Annotated in this window: 15 protein-coding genes; 5 read left to right on the top strand and 10 right to left on the bottom strand. The window is 61.5% G+C overall.

From position 1 onward, the window contains the following. Nucleotides 1-135 precede the first annotated feature (135 nt). The 10 genes from glgX to JQ621_RS13505 all read right to left on the bottom strand — a co-directional run bounded on the left by glgX (nt 136) and on the right by JQ621_RS13505 (nt 12,931). Entirely contained in the window at nt 136-2,373 is a 2,238-nt protein-coding gene (gene glgX, locus JQ621_RS13460) for a glycogen debranching protein GlgX (protein WP_212235402.1), read from the bottom strand. Nucleotides 2,374-2,713: 340 nt separating this feature from the next. Beyond that, nucleotides 2,714-4,459 carry a glycosyltransferase family 39 protein gene (locus JQ621_RS13465; protein ID WP_212235189.1) on the bottom strand — a complete coding sequence of 582 codons (1,746 nt, stop codon included), beginning with the start codon at nt 4,457-4,459 and terminating at the stop codon, nt 2,714-2,716. A 17-nt stretch (nt 4,460-4,476) separates the two neighbouring features. After that, nucleotides 4,477-5,670: an OpgC domain-containing protein gene (locus JQ621_RS13470; RefSeq protein WP_212235190.1), complete on the bottom strand. Its 1,194-nt coding sequence runs from the start codon at nt 5,668-5,670 to the stop codon at nt 4,477-4,479. Nucleotides 5,671-5,704: 34 nt separating this feature from the next. Continuing rightward, complete coding sequence (locus tag JQ621_RS13475; RefSeq protein WP_212235191.1) at nt 5,705-6,865, bottom strand: OpgC domain-containing protein; 1,161 nt, start codon at nt 6,863-6,865, stop codon at nt 5,705-5,707. 678 nt (nt 6,866-7,543) lie between these two features. After that, nucleotides 7,544-7,975 (bottom strand): MarR family winged helix-turn-helix transcriptional regulator, encoded by a 432-nt coding sequence (locus JQ621_RS13480; RefSeq protein ID WP_212235192.1) that lies wholly within the window; start codon nt 7,973-7,975, stop codon nt 7,544-7,546. Nucleotides 7,976-8,093: 118 nt separating this feature from the next. Beyond that, nucleotides 8,094-8,882, bottom strand: coding sequence for an aspartate dehydrogenase domain-containing protein (locus tag JQ621_RS13485; RefSeq protein WP_212235193.1), 789 nt, complete (start codon nt 8,880-8,882; stop codon nt 8,094-8,096). A 128-nt stretch (nt 8,883-9,010) separates the two neighbouring features. After that, nucleotides 9,011-9,910, bottom strand: a complete 900-nt coding sequence (locus JQ621_RS13490) for an ABC transporter permease (RefSeq protein ID WP_212235194.1) — start codon at nt 9,908-9,910, stop codon at nt 9,011-9,013. A 10-nt stretch (nt 9,911-9,920) separates the two neighbouring features. Further along, a complete protein-coding gene (locus JQ621_RS13495) occupies nt 9,921-10,706 on the bottom strand; it encodes an ABC transporter ATP-binding protein (protein ID WP_212235195.1) in 786 nt (261 codons plus the stop codon). A gap of 51 nt (nt 10,707-10,757) precedes the next feature. Further along, a complete protein-coding gene (locus tag JQ621_RS13500; protein ID WP_212235196.1) occupies nt 10,758-11,744 on the bottom strand; it encodes an ABC transporter substrate-binding protein in 987 nt (328 codons plus the stop codon). A gap of 146 nt (nt 11,745-11,890) precedes the next feature. Next, the gene (locus JQ621_RS13505) at nt 11,891-12,931 is read right to left on the bottom strand and encodes a LacI family DNA-binding transcriptional regulator (RefSeq protein ID WP_249125258.1); all 1,041 of its coding nucleotides are present in this window, start codon (nt 12,929-12,931) and stop codon (nt 11,891-11,893) included. Nucleotides 12,932-13,159: 228 nt separating this feature from the next. On the opposite strand from JQ621_RS13505, the gene JQ621_RS13510 reads away from it, so the two are divergent. The 5 genes from JQ621_RS13510 (at nt 13,160) to JQ621_RS13530 (ending at nt 19,390) form a co-directional block, all read left to right on the top strand. Beyond that, nucleotides 13,160-14,233: an ABC transporter ATP-binding protein gene (locus JQ621_RS13510; protein WP_212235197.1), complete on the top strand. Its 1,074-nt coding sequence runs from the start codon at nt 13,160-13,162 to the stop codon at nt 14,231-14,233. Between the two features lie 98 nt (nt 14,234-14,331). Beyond that, the gene (locus tag JQ621_RS13515) at nt 14,332-15,549 is read left to right on the top strand and encodes an ABC transporter substrate-binding protein (RefSeq protein WP_409334226.1); all 1,218 of its coding nucleotides are present in this window, start codon (nt 14,332-14,334) and stop codon (nt 15,547-15,549) included. 29 nt (nt 15,550-15,578) lie between these two features. Continuing rightward, entirely contained in the window at nt 15,579-16,526 is a 948-nt protein-coding gene (locus JQ621_RS13520) for a carbohydrate ABC transporter permease (protein ID WP_212235199.1), read from the top strand. Continuing rightward, nucleotides 16,523-17,377: a carbohydrate ABC transporter permease gene (locus JQ621_RS13525; RefSeq protein ID WP_212235200.1), complete on the top strand. Its 855-nt coding sequence runs from the start codon at nt 16,523-16,525 to the stop codon at nt 17,375-17,377. The genes JQ621_RS13520 and JQ621_RS13525 overlap by 4 nt, the downstream gene beginning before the upstream one ends. A 21-nt stretch (nt 17,378-17,398) precedes the next feature. Next, nucleotides 17,399-19,390, top strand: coding sequence for an alpha-glucosidase (locus tag JQ621_RS13530; protein WP_409334227.1), 1,992 nt, complete (start codon nt 17,399-17,401; stop codon nt 19,388-19,390). The last annotated feature ends 22 nt before the right edge of the window (nt 19,391-19,412 follow it).

The following is a 19,412-nucleotide window of genomic DNA, read 5'->3' on the forward strand; positions in this document are numbered from 1 at the left end:
TGAAGCCTGCTCCTTTAAAGGACATTTCCGCGCACCGCAGCGATCAACCGCTGCGGCCTCTCTCATGCATTGTCTGACGACCGGCGGCTGGGTCACCGGTCAAGGCGCAGCGTCGACTGGGCTCATCATGTGTCGCTAGTCGGGCAGGGGCGCCTCTGCGACGTCCAGCAGTGCCCCGAGGCCTTGCCGCAGACGACGAGTCGCAATGTTCTCGGTCGCAAGGCCAAACACCACAAGTGACCGCCCAGTCGCGGCGTAGGTGTGCCCTAGCTCAAAGGACGGCATCTGCGTTTCGGGCTGATTGGTATCGATCAGACCTAGCCAGTTCCGCCCGTCAGCCACGGGCGGCAAGGTGAAGTTCACGACGTCATGATGGGCATTGTAGATCAGCAGCATGGTCGCATCGGAGCCGCGCCGCTTGATGCCTGTCTCCTGCGCGCGGCCGTCGAGCAACATCCCAAAGCATCTGGCGTTACCGTCCTGCCATTGTTCGCTGGTCATCTCCTCCCCCGACGGCGAGAGCCAAGTAACGTCCTTGACGTCCAGCTCCTCGTTGTACGAGCCGACCAGAAAGCGGCTGCGGTAGAGAATTGGAAATGCCTTGCGCGTGGCTATCAGCTTCCGTGTGAATTCGCGCAGGCTGCGGCCATTTGCGGTGATGCCCATCCAGTCGAGCCAGGTGGTCTCGTTATCCTGCGCATAAGCGTTGTTGTTGCCGTTCTGGGTGTGTCCGAATTCGTCACCCGCGAGCAGCATCGGAGTGCCGTGGGAGAGAAGCATCGTGGCCATCAGATTGCGCTTCTGACGTTCCCGCAATGCGGTGATCTCGGGATCATCAGTCGGCCCTTCAGCGCCGCAGTTCCAGGAATGGTTATTGCTGTGGCCGTCGCGGTTGCCCTCGCCATTCGCCTCGTTGTGCTTGTCATTGTACGAGACAAGATCGTTGAGATTGAACCCGTCGTGAGCGGTGACGAAATTGACACTCGCCCAGGGCCGGCGGCCGCGCTTGTTGAAGAGATCGCCTGATCCGGAAATGCGCTTGGCGAAGTCGGCAAGGGCGCCTGAATCGCCTTTCCAGAAGGCGCGTGCGGTGTCCCTGAACTTATCGTTCCACTCGGCCCATCCGGGGGGGAACTGCCCGACTTGATAACCGCCCGGGCCGATGTCCCAAGGCTCGGCGATCAGCTTGACGCTGGAAAGCACCGGATCCTGCCGGCATGCATCAAGAAACCCGCCGCCTTCGTCGAAACCGTATGGTTCTCGTGCCAAAATGGTCGCAAGGTCGAAGCGAAAGCCATCGACCCGCATGTCGGTTGCCCAATAGCGCAGGGAATCCGCGACCAGCTGCAGCACGCGCGGGTGCGAGAGATTGACGGTATTGCCGGTCCCGGTGTCGTTGATGTAGTAACGCTTCTGGTCCGGCAGCAGACGGTAATAGCTGACATTGTCAATGCCCTTGAAGGACAAGGTGGGGCCGAGCTCGTTTCCTTCCGCCGTGTGATTGTAAACGACGTCGAGAATGACCTCGATACCGTGAGCATGAAACTGGTTGACCATGGCCTTGAATTCATTTGCGAACGGCGTCTTCAGGTAACGCGGTTCCGGCGCAAAGAAGGCGATGGAGTTGTAGCCCCAGTAGTTTCGCAGGCCTTTCTCGACGAGGTAGCTGTCGTCCACGAACGCATGAATTGGTAACAGCTCCGCGCTGGTGACGCCGAGCGAGCGCAAATAGGACGGCACCTCCGAATGCGCGAGCCCGGAGAATGTGCCGCGATCTGCCTCGGGAACGAGCGGGTGCTGCTGGGTGAAACCCTTGACGTGCATCTCGTAGACGATGGTCCGTTCCCACGTCGTTTCGGGCTTGCGCGCGAGACCCCAGGTGAAGGCCGGGTCGATGACACGGCACTTCTGCATCAGCGGCGCGCTGTCGCGCTCGTCGTAGGACAGATCCTTGTCGGCATGGTCGAGTTGATAGCCGAACAATTCAGGTCCCCAACGCAATTGCCCAACCAGTTGTTTGGCGTAGGGGTCGAGCACCAGCTTGTTTGGGTTGAACCGGTGTCCTGCGTCCGGCTCATAAGGACCGTAAACACGATAGCCATAGACGGTGCCGGGGCGGGCCGCGGGCAGGTAGCCATGCCAGACTTCGTCGGTATATTCGGGGAGCTCGATCCGCTCGAGTTCGGTTGTGCCGGTGTCGTCGAACAGGCATAGTTCGACTTTGGTGGCGTGGGCCGAGAACAGCGCGAAGTTGACGCCAAGCCCGTCCCATGTCGCGCCCAGCGGAAAAGGTTTGCCCTCGGTTATGCGGGAGCGGCGCAGGCTCGCAGCCGCTCGCGTCAGAGCGTCGTCTGGATGTGTCGGTCGATCCATTGGCCCCCCAAAAAATGAAGGCCCGCTCGGAAGCGGGCGCGCGTGCTTCGGCTCGATTGTCGTTGGTTCGCCCACGCCCGTCGCGGCGATTATCACCGCGGGAGGCCCTTTCGGCCGGCCGAGGCGTAATCGCAGAAACTTTCGATACGACCGACGATCGCGGTCCGACGCGCCTCCGAGTGAACCGCGTCTTGAGAATTCTGCGTCGCGGCAAAGGTTCCCAATCGCACCGCAGACAGGCTACCTTTTCCACGCCGTAAGAGTGCACACGGCGAACGTCGCTGCCAGCGGACTCGTCGGGCGGCCGACAGAAACGCTTCCGGCAAGACCACGATCAGCGTCAATCAAACGGAACAGCTTGCGCGATATTCTTTCCGGTGGGCTCGAGCCCGGCGAGGGGCGACGCAGAATCGGAGACCGGCCGTTTCACAATGGCACGCCGATCCTTCACATAAGCGATGGGGACCCCGAATCGTTCAACGCTGGCGACGACCTTCCCATCGAGGTCGTGGTCGCAGTTCATCTGCGTGGGAGCAATGAAGAATTCCGATTCGTCCCATTCGGACCTGAAATCCCAGCGCAATTGAGGAAGGGTGACACTCCGATCGAATGGCAGACGTTCTCCACACACGGCGACAGAATAGATGTTCGTAGATTTCACGGCGTCAGCGGCTGTCTCCTCGCGCAACAACGCCTCAAGCTTGTGAATCGCCTCGGGCATGCTGTTGAACCAGTAGTCGAGATCGTACCGACGGAAAGCTCCGGGAAGACCCCCGACCAGCGCATTGTAGGACAGGCTCTCGTAAGGGTGCAGCCTCGCCAACATGCTGCCGTCCCACAGAAAGGAAACACAGAGGATCGTAACAGCTGCCGATGTCAGATGGCGGCTTCGCAAAGCAATCGCGTCGAGCAAATCGCTCAAGCCCACACCGGCGAGCGCCGCAAGCGGAGGAAGCACAAACAGAAAATGACGCATGCCGCTGAAGGCTGGGCCGTGAACGAGCACCTGGCACAGGATCGGAAACAGAAGGGTGATCGATAGCAGTGCGAGATCGCGGCGCCGTTGTGAGCCAGGTCCGGCGGGGCGCCATCCCAGCGACATCAGCGCCAGCCCGGCACCGATCTGGGTCACGAGCGGCACACGAAAGAAGAGATAACCAGGAACATAAATCCGGGGCACATCGGCCATCTCGTAGACGCGCCCGGCAAACAAAGTACGGATCGCATAGTGGAATTCGGAGAACGCAAACAACCCTCGGATCGGATTGAGCGGCGAGAGCGCAGCCCAGGGCCAGGCCAGCACCATCAGGAGATAGGCAATCGCCAGAGCTGGACATGTCCTCCAAACGGAAGCTGCCGCAAAGCGCAGGCGCTCCCTCCAGCTTTCGCTCCAGGGCGAATTGATCGCGATCGCAAGCCCGAGATAGACAAAGAGCAGCAAGCCGTAGCTTCGCACCCCGAGGGCCGCCCCGGCGAGGCAACCGAACGCCGCAACGTCGAACGGGCGCGGCGACGGCAGCTGGCGTGCGAGCCTGACTAGAAGTAGCGTTGCCCCCGCCATCGCCGCAGCAAACGGAATGTCCTTGGTGTGGTTGAACATGGTCCCGTACCATGCACCGCAACATGTGAGGGCCGCCACCGCAACAAGACCCGCGCGCGGCCCGCCGATCAATCGCGCCGTGGCGCCGGCGGCGGCAATGCCGGCGATCCCCATCATGGCGCAAAGGATATGACGCAATTCAAAGACATCGATGGGGACGATGTGTCCCAGCGAAATTGCAAGAACGTCGAACAGGCCGCCGTAAAGATAGAGGTTTTCGAACGTGAACACATCGCGCAGCCTGAACCCGCTCTGGTAATATGCGATGATCAGTTCGCCGTAGCGATGCTGCACGGACTCGTCGTTGGAAATCGCGTAATCCGTCACCGTGTGGAAGGCGATGAAAACCAACGCCACGAGAAACGCCAAGTGCAGGACATCGTCGATGTTCGAGGGAGCGATGGCGCGTCGTGCGCTCCTGGCGAGCGGCTCCAGCGAGATGCCACGCGATGTCCGATCGTTGCCGGGCCTTTCTCCAATCTTCACTCGCGCGCTCTCGATTCTCATTCGACCACAGCCGCTGGTGCCAATTGGGTGTTTTGGCCTTGTTCTCTTTTCACTCCGGCGTCCACGAACAGGTTCGGCACCGTTTGCGCGCGATCTAAAAGCCAGGCGACAACCGTCATGATGGCCATGCCGCCGACGCTGAGCAGGATCTGCTCGATCACCTGATGCTTCCACTGAACCAGGACCCAGTGCACTCCGAAGGACAGGAATACGCCCAGACAGAACAGCGGCAACGAATGCTGGCCACACAGCACCAGTGGACGGAGCCATATCGACTTCAGCCCGGCCCAGTCGCGGTTGAGATAGCGCGATACGATCACGGCGAGAGCGAGGAAGTGCGTAAACCGCAGCATGTCCAGGTCGGTCTTGTCGATCGGATAGATCAGCTTGATCATCCATTTCGGAATCAGCGACTCTAGGAACGCGCTGTGCCAGGTCATCACGATGAGAAGGGCAAAAAGAATCCATGTGACCGCGATAGCAAGCACGATGCGGGATTCAATCAATCGCTTGATCTGTGCGACGGCGCCGCAGCCGCACCAGGCACCGAAGAAGAACATCAGCTGCCAGGCGAAGGGATTGAAATACCAGGTTGCTCCCTTTGGATAGGACGGCAAGTTCCAGTCGAAGTAACGCGCCAGCAAGTAGAGCAGGATCGAACCGGCCAGAGTCAGATTGGGGCGGCGCACCAGGCACCACAGCACGAACGGCGCGACCAGAACGAGGGAAATATAGAGCGGCAGGACATCCAGATCGACGGGCTTGTATTGCAGCGTGAGAGCCTTGCCGATCAATTCGTCAGGATGTGCCAGGAAGTTGGCAACATTGAACTCGTCCTTGTACATCGGATTGTCCCACTTCCGGGCTGCGCGAGCGATCTGCGCAGTGAACGCGAGGAACAGCAGGATGTGAGCGACATACATTTGCCAGGCCCGCAGCCACAGTCGCTTCAATGCTGGAAGGAACTGGCCTCCGGCCACGATCGGAGCGTAGATGAACCCGAGCAGGTAACCCGAAATGAAGACGAAGAACTCGGCCGCGTCGCTAAATCCATAATTGCGAAGCGTAAGCCAGGCGACGACGTCATCTGGGATGTGATCGAGAAAAATCATCCAGAGACCGAGCCCCCGCAAAAGGTCGAGCCTCAAATCCCGTTCGACGACAAAAAGGTCCGCGCTCTCTTTTCCCATGGCATTCAGTCCCGTGGTTTGGATTGGATCATCATCAGGCGCTTTGCGTGGTCAGCTTGGACGTAGGCGTCTCGGCGCGTTCCCGCCCGGACATCGCCCATTTGTACCAGGTGAACACCGTCGCGACGGCGTAAAGGATGGCAATCCCGCCGACGCCGACCACAGCGTGCAGCAGGACGCCGGCATCGAGTTCGGTCAACAGCGCGTAGCCCGCGAAGGACAGGGCAACCCCGAGGGCGAAGATCTGGAGCGAATACTGCCCGCATACGATCAGAGGTTTTGCCCAGCTCGATTGCAGCCCCGTCCAGCCGGCCGGCACGAAGCGTAGCGCGACGAATGCCAATGCGAGGAAATGCGCAAACCGCAGGACGTCGAAATCGGCCTTGTTGATGGGGTAGATGAGCCGCAACAGCCAGCCGGGGATCAGGCTTTCGAGGGACGGAAAATACCACGTCATGGTCACGAAGAACGCAGCGCCAAGATAGGCGACGGCAGCCCAGAGGACTCCCCGGGAATTGAGGATCGGCGATAATCGTTTCCCGCCGCCGAGCGCGCACCATGCGCCGAATACAAACAGCAATTGCCACGCATAGGGATTGAATGACCAAAATCCGTCCGGGTGGGTCGACAAATGCAGATCGTATCGGAGAGTCAGGATGTAGAGTGCGACCGACGCTGCGAGCGGCAGATCCTTGTGGAGGCGCGCGAGCAGCAGGACCAGCGGCAGAAAAGCCATCAGGACGACATAGAGCGGCAGGACATCCATGTTCAGCGGGCGGAATCGCAGGAGCAGCGCCTGGATCATTTCGGAGCCGGGTTGTTTGAAGAATTCGCCGACCTCCATCTCCTGGATGTAGAACGCGGGCCTCTCTGAGACTGTAATGACGAAGGCGATCTCGGCCATCAGGACGAGAAAGAGCAAAAGATGCGTGGTGTAGATCTGCCAGACTCGTCGCAACACGCGCGCTGTCCCGATCACGAAACCAGCCTCGAAGGTCGCGCGGCCGTAGACCAGAGCCGCCGTAAAACCAGAGATGAAGATGAAAATCTCAGCGGCATCGCTAAACCCGTAATTGCGGATCGTGGCCCAGGTCAGAAGGTCGGGAGAAACATGATCGATGTAAATGAGCCAGAGGGCCAGGCCGCGGAAGAGGTCGAGCCGTAGTTCTCTCTGGCCTTTCGCGAGCGCGAACATCGGCGTGGGGACCAGCGGCGACAAAGCGGTCGCAGCGCGATGCCCCGTCGATCTGGGGTAGCCTTTGGCGAACCAGGAGGCGAGCCAGACCAGACGGCGGTATTGAGGGCGGCTTACCGCCGCGATATCGGCTCGCGCGCCAAGATGACCAAGAACTGGCAAGTGCCTCATTGGCTCCCCCACGTGTCTCGACCAGGAGCCTAGCTTGCGCTCCGGACCGAGCCATCAAAAATGCAATGCTTCCTACCTGCAAGTCGAGACGACGCGACCTTACTACAGTCGGGCTTCGAAGATCACATTATACGCCGTGCGTCAGGGCCCGATTACCGGCTAGACGGAGCGATCGCGCCAATACCTTGTTCCTATGGACTCGCTAGCCGGGGGGCATTGGCCTTGGGCCTCGTGATTTGCGAAGGTAACGAATGGCCGCGGGCCAGCGTAGAATGATACCGGTCAAGCCTTGTCAACCCGCTGGATCCATCATGACCGCCAACAGAGGCTTCGAGGTCCCGTCACACGACATCGGCAGCTTTTTTTGCGCAAACCGAACGTTTAGCTTCCGCCCTCAATAGGCGCTCGACTACGACGGCAAATCGCGTGGCCGCCGATCGAGCGTGAGCGGCTGCGCCTGTCGTCGGCGGGCGCGAGAGGCTGAAGACCCTTCGGGGTGATCGACGCTTACGTAAAACCCAACAGCTTACGCAACAGCGTTATCAATTGTTTCAGTTCCTCGGTGGTCAAGCGATGCGCGACCGCCGCCTGATAGGCTGGTGCACCTGCAACTCCATCGCGAGCGACCCGCATGCCTTCTTCGGTCAGTTGAAGACAAAAGTTGCGTGCGTCGACGCTGGAACGCTCGCGGACCAGCAGCCCCTTGGCGATCGTTCGGGTCACAAGATCGCTGCAGGTATTGAGGTCGAGACCAATCGCTTGCGCTGCCTGGCTTTGCGAAGAGCCGGGTTGGCTCAAAACGGCTGACAGCAGCGCAAGCTGGGGCGAGGTGACCGCGTTGCCATGCATCTGTACGAACGCGGCTTCCGCCGCAAAGTGAGCACGGCGCAGCAAATGTGGCAAATGGTGAAGAAGCTTAAATGTCGATTTCTTTGTCAAAGCCGTAGTCCAACTTGAGTGCATCCTCGCGCGTTGACGGGTCTCATCGACTTTTGGGAGATTGATGGAGGCGTGGTTGGGCGAAACAGGAAAGATTGGCGTTCTGGACAAGGCCACTTCACACGAATTGGAGCCCTGGAAGCCGCGTGCCTGCGGCGCGCAAAACAGAGCCCAGTTGTGAGGCGAGCATCTCGGTCCCCGACACCCCCACGACGGGGACGACCTTGCGGGACTCGTGGATCGATCCATCGATCCCGACGGCGCGGACTTCGGCGATCGCCACATCGAGCGACGGGTCGGCCACCAGAACAGCGCGACAGCGGTCCATCCCGACCGTCGCCAGGGCAAAGGTCGCCATGGTGTTGACGTTGCGCGGAAACAGACGGGTAATGCCCCGTACCGGCCCGTCATAGAGTATGCTGATGTCGCGAATGTCCGTCGGATCGATCCCCGCGTCGGTGAAATCGATATTCTTGGGGTGCTTCCGGAAGGTGATCGTCGCCTCGGCCCAGTTGCCTCGCACTTCGACAAGATTGTCGAGGCCGATCAGGGCGCCATGCGGTATCAGCAATCGATGACCATGACGATGTGCCGACTCGAGGAGCGCAGCCTCGGTGCGCGCGTCGCCCAATGCGTTAACGGACAGCGGCAGGTAGTCTGCCTGTTGCAGGAAGCGAGCGCCATAGCGATGCGTCACGTCGGGATGCGCGCATTCAACGACCAATTCTGCATGGAAACGGTCAATATCGTCGAGCCGCTCTGCGCGGCAGTCATCTGGCAATCCGGCGAGCTTTTCGGGCTTGCGCGCGTGGACGAACGCCAGTTCCAGTCCATGTTGGGGTTGTTCGAGAATTGCATGTGCCACATGCCTGCCGATGTAGCCATAGCCAATGATGCCAATGCGCATTTGAGATCCTTCAGCGATCGAAGTCGAGCAGACTGCAAGCCAAATCGTGCACCGAGGTGCCGGGCCAGGTGGGATCCTCAAGGACGGTGAAACGATGTCTCGCCGGAATTGGAAGCATCATGGGCATATCATGCGTTGAGAGCTGCGCCCGGCCGTTTTCCAGTCAAAACGGGCCATCCAATCGTCATGAGGACGAAAAGTCCTGTCGCGAATTTGAGATCTGACGGCGCCAAACCCAGGGAGAGGGCAACCGAGCCGAGTTGATAGTACGCGACCGCACCGACCACCGGCGCACAGAGTTGCGCCAGCAGGTGCCGTCGTCCGGTGATAGCCTCTCCGATGATGGCGGACGCGAGGCCGTTGACCAGCAGGCCAAGACCCATGCTCACGTCGGCGTACCCCTGGCTTTGCGCGATCAAAGCTCCGGCAAATGCGGTGATGGCGTTGGCCATCCCGAATCCGAATACGGTGTAGCGCACCGCATTGATGCCGAGAGAGGGAGCAAGTTGGCTGTTGGCACCGACGCCGCGCAAGGCCAGACCCGCGTGAGTTTGCAGACCCCACCACAACAAGCCGATCAGCAAAATGTGCAGGACGAGAAAGAACAGGCACTGCAGAAGCAGGCTGCCGGCGATGGCCGGATGCAGCCAGTCGAAGACGTTTGGCAGCCCGAACAATGCAGAGTTTGGCTTGCCCATAATTCGCAGATTCAAGCTCCACAGCATGGTGACGGTGAGGATACCAGCCAACAGAGAGTGCACTTTGAACTTGAGGTGGATCAGCGCGGTGCCGGCGCCCGCTGCAAAGCCACAGCAAGCGGCCAACAGGGTAGCCAGAACGGGATGCAGTCCAGCTGCGATCAGGGTCGCAACCAGGCAGCCGCCAAGCGGAAAGGTACCTTCGCTCGACAGATCGGGCAGATTGATCAAACGGAAAGGGATCATGATGCCCGTCGCCACGAAGGCATAGGCAAGTCCCTGGACCAGGGTCACCGGAATGAGATTGAAGTAAACCGAGAAAAATTCCATCGGATGCGTCTCAAACTACGGTTTGCAAAAGCACATGATCGCTCGCCATGCCAAAGCGTTGCACGATCTCCGGGACGCCAAGCTCGGCCTTTTCGTCTCCTGCCACGTCAAGCTTGATTCTGCCCGCGTCCATCATCAGCAACCGATCCCCATAGTCGACAGCGTGCTGCATGTTGTGGGTAATCATCAATGTCGTAAGTCGTTGGGCACCAACTACGCGCCGCGTGGCGTCCATCACCAGCGCGGCCGTGCGAGGGTCGAGCGCGGCCGTGTGCTCGTCGAGCAACAACAAGCGTGGCGCATTGAGGGTGGCCATGATCAGAGCCAGCACCTGACGCTGACCGCCGGAAAGCGTGCCGGCGAGAGCCGTCATGCGCGATTCAAGACCAAGGCCGAAAGCGGCAAGCTGTTCGGCAAAACGATGCCGACGTCTACGGTCAAGGGCCATCGACAGCGTACGGGTCTTGCCACGCATGTCGGCAAGCGCGAGGTTCTGCTCGACTGTGAGGCTGGGGGCGGTGCCCAACATCGGATCTTGGAACACGCGGGACACCATCGCCGCGCGCCGATGGACCGGCCACGACGTTACATCGGTCCCGTCAATGAGCAGGCGTCCGCCAAGCGGGACGATCGAGCCGGCAAACACGTTTAGCAGTGTGCTCTTTCCGGCGCCGTTCGCACCTACGACGACGGTGAAGCTGCCTTCGCCCAAACACAGGTTCAGGCCGTCCAGCGCGACCTTCTCGTCGGGCGTACCTGGACCGAACACGACTCTTGCATCATGCAGTTGAATCATTGGCTTCGCGCTCGCTTCAGCCGGGCTTACCAGGCCGCGCCGTGAATCGAACTACTTGACCACGCAGTCGCAGTTCTTCAACGAATCCGGAAGCGTGAGCCCGAGATCACTCAGGCGACGCGCGCTGATCTTCATCTCGTGATCGGCACGCGATGGCAGCGATACAGGCAGGTCGGCCGGCTTCCTGCCCTTGATAATGTCTGCGGCCATGCGGCCGGCATTGACGCCGATGCGGCTCCAGTCCACCGACAGCGCCGCGAGAAACTGGTGGTCGACCACTTGCGTCGTGTTGCTGTTGAACACGGGAAGCTTGATGCGATTGGTCACCGACGCGATCGTCGCCGCCGCCGGCTGGAGCAAGCTCGATGCAGGCACAAACAGCGCATCAGCCCGCCCCTGCAGCGATTGCAGGCGCGGTGCGATGTCGTTGGCATTGTCGATGCCAACTTTGACGAGTTGCAGCCCGTGGGAGCCAACGATCTTTTCCAACCTGTTGACGAAGGCCACATCACTGTCGTCGCCGGGATTGTAGGCGATTCCGAGCCGTGTCGCCGAGGGAAGCAGCACCTTGATGAAGTCGCAGGTCGCATCCAGATCGGGAATGTTGGACACACCGGTCATCAGCGCGTCGCCATGCTCCCAGGACGGGACGAGCTTGGCGGACACGGGGTCCGTGACCGGGGCAAATACGATCGGGAAGGTACGGCTGGCGAGGACTTGGCGCGCGGCTTGTGTCATCGGAGTCGTGACCGTCAGCATGAGCGCCGGATTGGCGGCAGCTAACCGGGTCAGGAGTTGCGGCGCCAGCGAACGGTCGAAATTGACATTTCCTTCGTCGTAAACCGCGTTGATCCCCTGAGCGGCGATCTCTTGCTTGAAGCCTTCGACAACCTGCTGCAGCGTGGGATGCGGCCCGAACATGGCAATGGCAATTCGGGTTGGTTGCCCTGCTGGTTGCGCCTGAGCGCGCGGCACTGGGGCCAGCAAGGCCAGGCTCGTTGCAGCCGCGAGAAGCCATCCCAACGAAGAGCGCATCATGGATACCCCGTCCAGGACCGAGCCAAATCGCCCCGAATAGTGTCAGTCGATTTAATACGTATTCGTACTATTATGATTGGTACCGAAATGCGGCCGTGTTGTCAACGAGCGCGACCGGCTGCACAACCCGATCGACCGCTCGATGATCAACTGCTCTGCCTGTGGAGCAGGTTGAAGCGCGTGTCGATGACGGTCCGTTCCGGCTCGGTGTCGGGGTGCGCGATCCTTGCGATGATCAGCCGGGCGGCTTCCTTCCCGATCAGGTCGCCGGGCGGGCGGATCGTCGTCAGCGACGGATTTGCGGCCGCGCTGAAGCTCAAATCGCCGAAGCCCACCACCGACAGGCGCCCGGGGATGCTAATGCCGCGCCGCTGGCATTCGAAGATCACACCGAGGGCGATATGGTCGTTGGAGCAGGCGATGCCGTCGACGTTCGGAAAGCGATGCAGGGCCTCGCCGAGCAGCATGGCCCCGACCTCGGCGCTTGCCGGCGCGGGATGCTGAATAATGTCCGCAGTCACATCAGGGGCATCGCGCGCTGTCTCCACGAAACCCTGGGCACGCCGTGCCGCGCGGCGATCCTCGTGCAGGCGGGCGCCCAGAAACAGCAATCGCTTGCGTCCTCGCTGGACGAGATGCGACGCAGCCGCCTGGCCGACCTGGTCGTGGTGAAAGCCGACCGCCATGTCCATGGTCGGGGAACCAAGCTCCCAGATTTCGACGATCGGCACCTTGCTGTCGCGGAGCAGCCTGCGCGTTGCCGTGCTGTGAGAGAGGCCGGTCAAAACGACAGCGGCGGGCGTCCAGGACAGAGCCGTGCGGACCAGACTCTCCTCGTCGTGTTCCCGGTACTCGGTGTGGCTGAGCATCACCTGGAGTCGATGCTTGCCGAGTTCGTCCTGAAGGGTTGCGACGGTCTCGGCGAAGAACGCGTTGCGGACGGATGGCACGATGATGCTGACGACGCGCGATGAGGCCGCCGCCAGGCCGCCGGCCATCAGGTTCGGCACGTAGTCGAGCGCGTCGATGGCGCGTGCGATCGCTTCGCTCGCCGCCGCCGAGACCGCATCGGGCTTTCGGAAGTAGAGAGACACCGTGGAGGGCGACAGCTCTGCGCGCGCCGCCACATCCATGATCGTGACCCGTTGCATCTTGCGCCGGGTGCGTATGGGCTTCGGTGCCGCCATTGCGATCATGCTCAAGATAATAGCGCTATTATGTAGCCGAAGGTCTGGAACGGCACAACCGCATTCCGCCCAGCGATAGATATAGCCATCATTATCAGCAAGATATGGCGATGGTCTGCCTTCTATTCCGCTCGATTGCGCTGGCGTCGCGACGGCGTTGATTTCTAGAAATCGCAGCGCTACTATGAACCATCACCGCGGCTCAAGAACCGCCGGACGGGAGGGCTCATGGCTTCGGTCAGCCTGCGCAAGCTTGAGAAGAGCTACGGCACGTTTCGTGTCGTCAAGGCGATCGACCTCGAGATCACGGACGGCGAGTTCGTCGTGCTGGTTGGTCCGTCCGGCTGCGGCAAGTCGACCACGCTGCGCATGATCGCCGGCCTCGAACGCATCACCGGCGGCGAGATCCGGATCGGCGATCGCATCGTCAACGATCTGCCGCCGCGCGAGCGCGACATTGCCATGGTGTTTCAGGACTACGCTCTCTATCCGCACAAGACGGTGCGCGAGAACATGGGCTTCAGCCTGAAGGTGCGCGGCGCGAATGCGGCGGACGCCGACGCCAAGATCGCGGATGCGGCGGAGATGCTCGGCATCAGCCATCTGCTCGATCGGCGGCCGGGACAGCTCTCCGGCGGTCAACGTCAGCGGGTCGCGATGGGCCGCGCCATCGTGCGGCGGCCGCAGGTCTTCCTGTTCGACGAACCGCTGTCCAATCTCGACGCAAAATTGCGCGGGCAGGTGCGCACGGAGATCAAGCGGCTGCACCAGACGATCGGGACCACCATCGTCTATGTGACCCACGATCAGGTCGAGGCGATGACCCTGGCCGATCGCATCGTCATCCTGCGCGGTGGCGACATCGAACAGATCGGCACACCCGACCAGGTCTACAACAATCCGGCGAGCGTTTTCGTCGGCGGCTTCGTCGGTGCTCCCTCGATGAATTTTGCGAAGGCCAGGGCCGCCCAGGGCTATCTCGATTTCGCCGACGGCAATCGCCTGCCGCTTGCGGGCCGCGCCGGCACGAAACTCGCGGCGGCCGACGGGCGCGAATTCATCGTCGGCATCAGGCCCGAGCATTTCACGCCCCTGACGTCTGATGTCGGCCTGAACAGCCAGGTTCAGGTCGTCGAGCCGCTCGGTTCCGATACGCTGGTGCATTTTGCGGTGGGCGGCGCGACATTGACCGCGCGGCTGCCGCCCGAGCTGCGCCCGCGCGCCGGCGAGGTGATCAAGCTGGGGCTGGACCCTGCGAAGATTCACCTGTTCGATGCCGAGACGGAGCGCGCCCTGCAGTAAAGAGTGCGCAAGCAGACCACAACGGCAAGCCAACCAAGCCGCAAGCAAGCGGCGATTTTTTCCGGGAGGACCGCATGATTTCAGGACGCATTTCGAGGATGGCGGGATTGCTGCTCGGGTGTGCAGCATTCGTATTTGCAACCGGCGCGTCCGCCGAGACCAATTTGAAGGTCTTCGTCACGAGTCAGGGGCAGCCCGCCATCTGGCGGACGCTGCTCGATCAGTACGAAGCGCGCAATCCCGGCATCAAGGTCAGCATCGAGCTCGGCGGTACGACCTCGGACATGCAAGCGCAATATCTCAACACGGTGCTTACGGCGAAGGACTCCTCGCTCGACGTGCTGATGCTCGACGTGATCCGCCCGGCGCAGTTTGCGGCGGCAGGTTGGACCAGCCCGATCGCAAGCGACATGTCGTCCTATCTGCGTGCCTATGCCGAGGCGAACACGGTCGACGGCAAGGTGGTGGCGCTACCCGCCTTTGCCGATTCCATGTTCCTCTATTATCGCAAGGATCTGCTGGACAAATACGGGCTTCAGCCGCCGAAAACCTGGGACGAGCTCGCGGACGCCGCGAAGAAGGTCGCGGACGGCGAGAAGAATCCGAACCTGCAGGGTCTGTCATTCCAGGGCAAGGCGATCGAAGGCGCGGTCTGCACCTTCCTCGTCCCGTACTGGAGCCAGGGCAAGGTGGTGACCAAGGACGGCAAGCTCGATTTCGATCGCGAGGCGGCGACCAAATCGCTCGCGCTCTGGAAGGGTTTTGCCGACAGCGGCATTGCCAAGAAGAACATTGCCGAGGTCGCGACCGACGATACGCGCAAGGAGTTCCAGGCCGGCAACGTCCTGTTCGCGGTGAACTGGGGCTATGCATGGGCCATGTCGCAGGGCGCCGAGTCCCCGGTCGCAGGCAAGGTCGGCGTCGCGCGGCTTCCGGCGATCAAGGGCGGTGAACAGGCGACGTGCCTTGGCGGTTGGGAATGGGGCGTTTCCGCCTTTTCCAGGAACCAGGACGAAGCGAAGAAGCTGGTGGCTTATCTCTCGAGCCCCGAGGTCTCCAAATACATGGCCATCAACGGTTCGTTGCTGCCGACCTACGGCAATCTCTACAAGGACGCCGATGTGACCAAGGCGGTGCCGTGGTTCGCCGATGCACAGAGCATCGTCGAGACGGCAAAACCACGGCCGGTGACCCCGCGCTACAACGAAGTCAGTGAAGCGATCCGGACCACGGTCAACGCGGTGCTTGCGGGCGCGACCACGCCGGCGGATGGCGCCGCCCAGATCGAGGCGCGACTGAAGCGGATCATCCGCTAAGAGGCCTCTGGCAATCCGGATCGGACCCTATGACGACCACATCGACGTTCAAGAGCGAGGCCGATCGCCCTGCTGCAAGGCGTAGTTGGCTGTCGCGCTGGTCCGATCCTGACGACACCACGCTTGCCGTGATGCTGCTGACACCCGCGGCGATTCTGCTCGGCGTGATGATCGTCTATCCGGTCAGCCGGCTGATCTACACGAGCTTTCTCGACCTGTCGCTGACGTCGGGCTTGCCGGCGCGGTTCGCCGGGCTCGCGAACTTCAGGCAGATGCCTGATGATCCCGTGTTCTGGCAGGCGACCTGGAACACGGTGCTGATCACGCTCATCACCGTGCCCGGCTCGCTCCTCGTCGGGTTCGCGCTTGCGCTGCTCGCCAATCTGCCGTTCCACATGAAGTGGCCCGTGAGGCTCTCGCTGCTGATCCCATGGGCGCTTCCGCTCTCTTTTGCCGGTCTGATCTTCGGATGGTTTTTCCATTCCGAGTACGGCGTCGTGAACGATGTGCTCAACCGGATCGGCCTGCCCGGCGTGATCTGGTTCAACTCGCCGCGGCTTGCCTTCGCCGCGATCTGCCTTGCCATCATCTGGAAGGCGTCATCCTTCATGGCGATGATCATTCTCGCGGGTTTGCAGACCATTCCGCGTTCGCTTTACGAGGCCGCCGACGTCGACGGTGCTGGGCGCGTGCGCCAGTTCTTCGAGATCACGCTGCCGTTGCTGAAGCCTACCATCGTGGTCGCGCTGATCTTCCGCACCATCACCGCGCTGCAGACCTTCGACATTCCCTACATGATGACCGGCGGCGGGCCGGGCACCGAAACCGCGACGCTTGCCATGTACATCCACCAGAATACCGTGTCGTTCCTCGACCTCGGCTACGGATCGGCGCTCGCGGTGGTGATGTTCGGCCTGTCGATGCTGGTCACGGCACTTTACCTGCGCATGATTCGCGGCAGCGGGGCTGCATCATGAGTGCGGCCGTCGCCTCTGCGCTCGGCTCGGCCTTGTCAGGCAAGCCATTGCGGGCCATCGCCGCGCTCATTCTCGTCGTGAACGGATTGTTCCCGGCGCTGTGGATCCTGCTGACCTCGTTCAAGACTGAGGCGGAGCTCACGCAAAAGCCGATCACCTGGCTGCCGCATGCAGCGACCCTGCGGAACTACATCCAGGCATTCTCCGACCAGCCGCTGCTCACCTTCCTGTTCAACAGCTTCATGGTCGCGCTGCTCTCGACCGCGCTCACGCTGATGGTTTCAGTGCTCGCGGCCTATGCGCTGGCGCGGCTGAACCTGCGGTTCAGGGGACTGATCATGTCCGTCATCATCGCGGTCTCGACCTTTCCGCTGGTGACGCTGCTGGTGCCCTTGTTCGAGACCATGCGAGCGCTCAATTTGCTCAACTCCTGGACGGCGCTGGTCCTGCCTTACACCGTGCTGAGCCTGCCGGTGTGCACCCTGGTGCTGACGTCGTTCTTCGAAGGCATCCCGCGCGATCTGGAGAATGCCGCCATGATCGACGGCTGCACGCGGTTTGGCGCCTTGTTCAGGGTGGTGGTGCCGCTGTCGGCGCCGGGTGTCTTCACTGCCGGCATCCTCGCTTTCGTCAACGCCTGGGACGAGTTCCTGCTGGCGCTGTCGTTCAACTCCAATCCGGCATTGCGGACGCTGCCGGTCGGGATCCAGCTCTACCAGGGCGAGTTTGCGTTTCCCTGGCCGGTGATTTCGGCCGCGCTCGTCGTCGGTATCGTGCCCGTCGCGGCCCTGATCGTGATGTTCCAGGAGCGCGTCGTCTCGGGGCTCACCGCAGGTGGCATCAAGGGCTGATTTGAGGCAAGACGAATGACCCTGAAACTCGAGGCGACCCCGTCTGGCTTCGCAATTTCCATATCGGGTCGCCGGATCCTCGTGCACGGCGCCGGAGCGCCCTGTTTCTTCGTCGGCCGCGGCAACGACAGCATCAAGATGCATCGCGGTCGCTTCGCGATCGAGGATCGCCTGGCCGAACGCTGTCCGCTCGCGTATGCCGAGATCGACGGCGACACGATCATGCTGTCGGCGGCCAAGGGCCAGCCTCCGCGCCTCGCCGTGACGCTTGAAGGCGACGCACTGGCATTGCGCTCGCTCGATCCGTCCGTGAACCGATTCTGGCTGCGCGTCGCGGCCGATCGTGACGAGCATGTCTGGGGCTGCGGCGAGCAATTCTCCTATTTCGACCTGCGCGGTCGGCGGTTTCCGTTGTGGAGCTCCGAGCCCGGCGTCGGGCGCGACAAGACCAGCGAGATCACCTTCAAGGCCGACGTCGCGGGCGAGGCCGGCGGCGACTATTATCACACGAACTATCCGCAACCGACCTATGTGTCGTCCGAACGCTATGCGCTTCACGTCGATACGTCTGCGTACAGCGTCTTCGATTTTCGCGAGCCTTCGTTTCACGAAATCGAGGTCTGGTCCGTTCCCGAACGCATCGAGCTGTTGGCCGCACCGACCTTCGTCGCGCTCGTCGAGCTGCTGTCCGCCCGTTTCGGCCGCCAACCTCCGCTTCCGGAGTGGATCTACAACGGCGCGATCATCGGCCTGAAGGATGGCGCGAACTCGTTCGCGCGTCTCGCCACGATGCGCGCGGCCGGCGTCAAGGTGTCCGGTCTCTGGTGCGAAGATTGGGTCGGGATCCGTCCGACGGCATTCGGCGCGCGGCTGTTCTGGGACTGGAAGGCAAACGAGACGCGCTATCCGGGCCTGCGGCAGCGCATTGCCGAATTGAACGATCAGGGCATCCGCTTTCTCGGTTACGTGAACCCGTATCTCTGCAACGATGGCGTCCTGTTCGAGGAGGCCGAGAATGCCGGCTACTTCGTCAAGGATGAATCAGGACGAACGGCCCTGATCGACTTTGGCGAGTTTCATTGCGGCACCGTCGATTTCACCAATCCGGACGCAGCCGCCTGGTTCTCCGAGGAGATCATCGGCAAGAAGATGCTCGATTATGGCCTGTCCGGCTGGATGGCAGATTTCGGCGAGTACCTGCCGGTCGACGTGCGTCTTGCCAGCGGCATCGATGCAAGGCTTGCGCACAACCTTTGGCCGACCCTGTGGGCCGAAGTGAACGCGAAGGCGGTGGCCAGCCGCGGCCGCACCGGCGAGGCCGCGTTCTTCATGCGCTCCGGCTTCACGGGCGTACAGAAGTGGTGCCCGTGGCTCTGGGCCGGCGATCAATCGGTCGATTTTTCCAGGCACGATGGGTTAGTCACGGTGATCTGCGCCGCCCTGTCGTCGGGATTGCTCGGCAACGCGTTTCACCACTCCGACATCGGCGGCTATACCAGCCTGTATGGCAACGTTCGCACGCCCGAGCTCTTGATGCGCTGGAGCGAGATGGCGGCCTTCACGCCTGTCATGCGCAGCCACGAAGGCAACAGGCCGCGTGACAATCTGCAGCTCGACGGCGATCCCGCGGTGCTCGCGCATTTTGCCAGAATGACTGCGATCTACGTTCACCTCTCGCCTTATCTCAGGACGTTGTCGCTGGAAGCTGCGCGCCGGGGCCTTCCGGTCCAGCGTCCGCTGTTTCTTCATCACGAAGACGACCGGCGGACCTTCGGCATTCAGGATTGCTATCTCTACGGCCGCGATCTGCTTGTCGCGCCGGTCTGGCAGGCATCGCAGGATCAGCGCAGCCTCTACCTTCCGGCGGGGACGGACTGGATTCATGTCTGGACCGGTCAGTCATTCACAGGCGGACAGGAGATATCGGTCGCGGCGCCGTTGGGGCGACCCGCGTTGTTCTATCGGGTGGATAGCGAATTCGAGGCGCTGTTTGCCGGGTTGCGCGAGCTGTAGGGACGGCTGGTTCGCGTGCGAC

The organism is Bradyrhizobium manausense, assembly GCF_018129685.1.
GTDB classification, from domain to species: domain Bacteria; phylum Pseudomonadota; class Alphaproteobacteria; order Rhizobiales; family Xanthobacteraceae; genus Bradyrhizobium; species Bradyrhizobium manausense_D.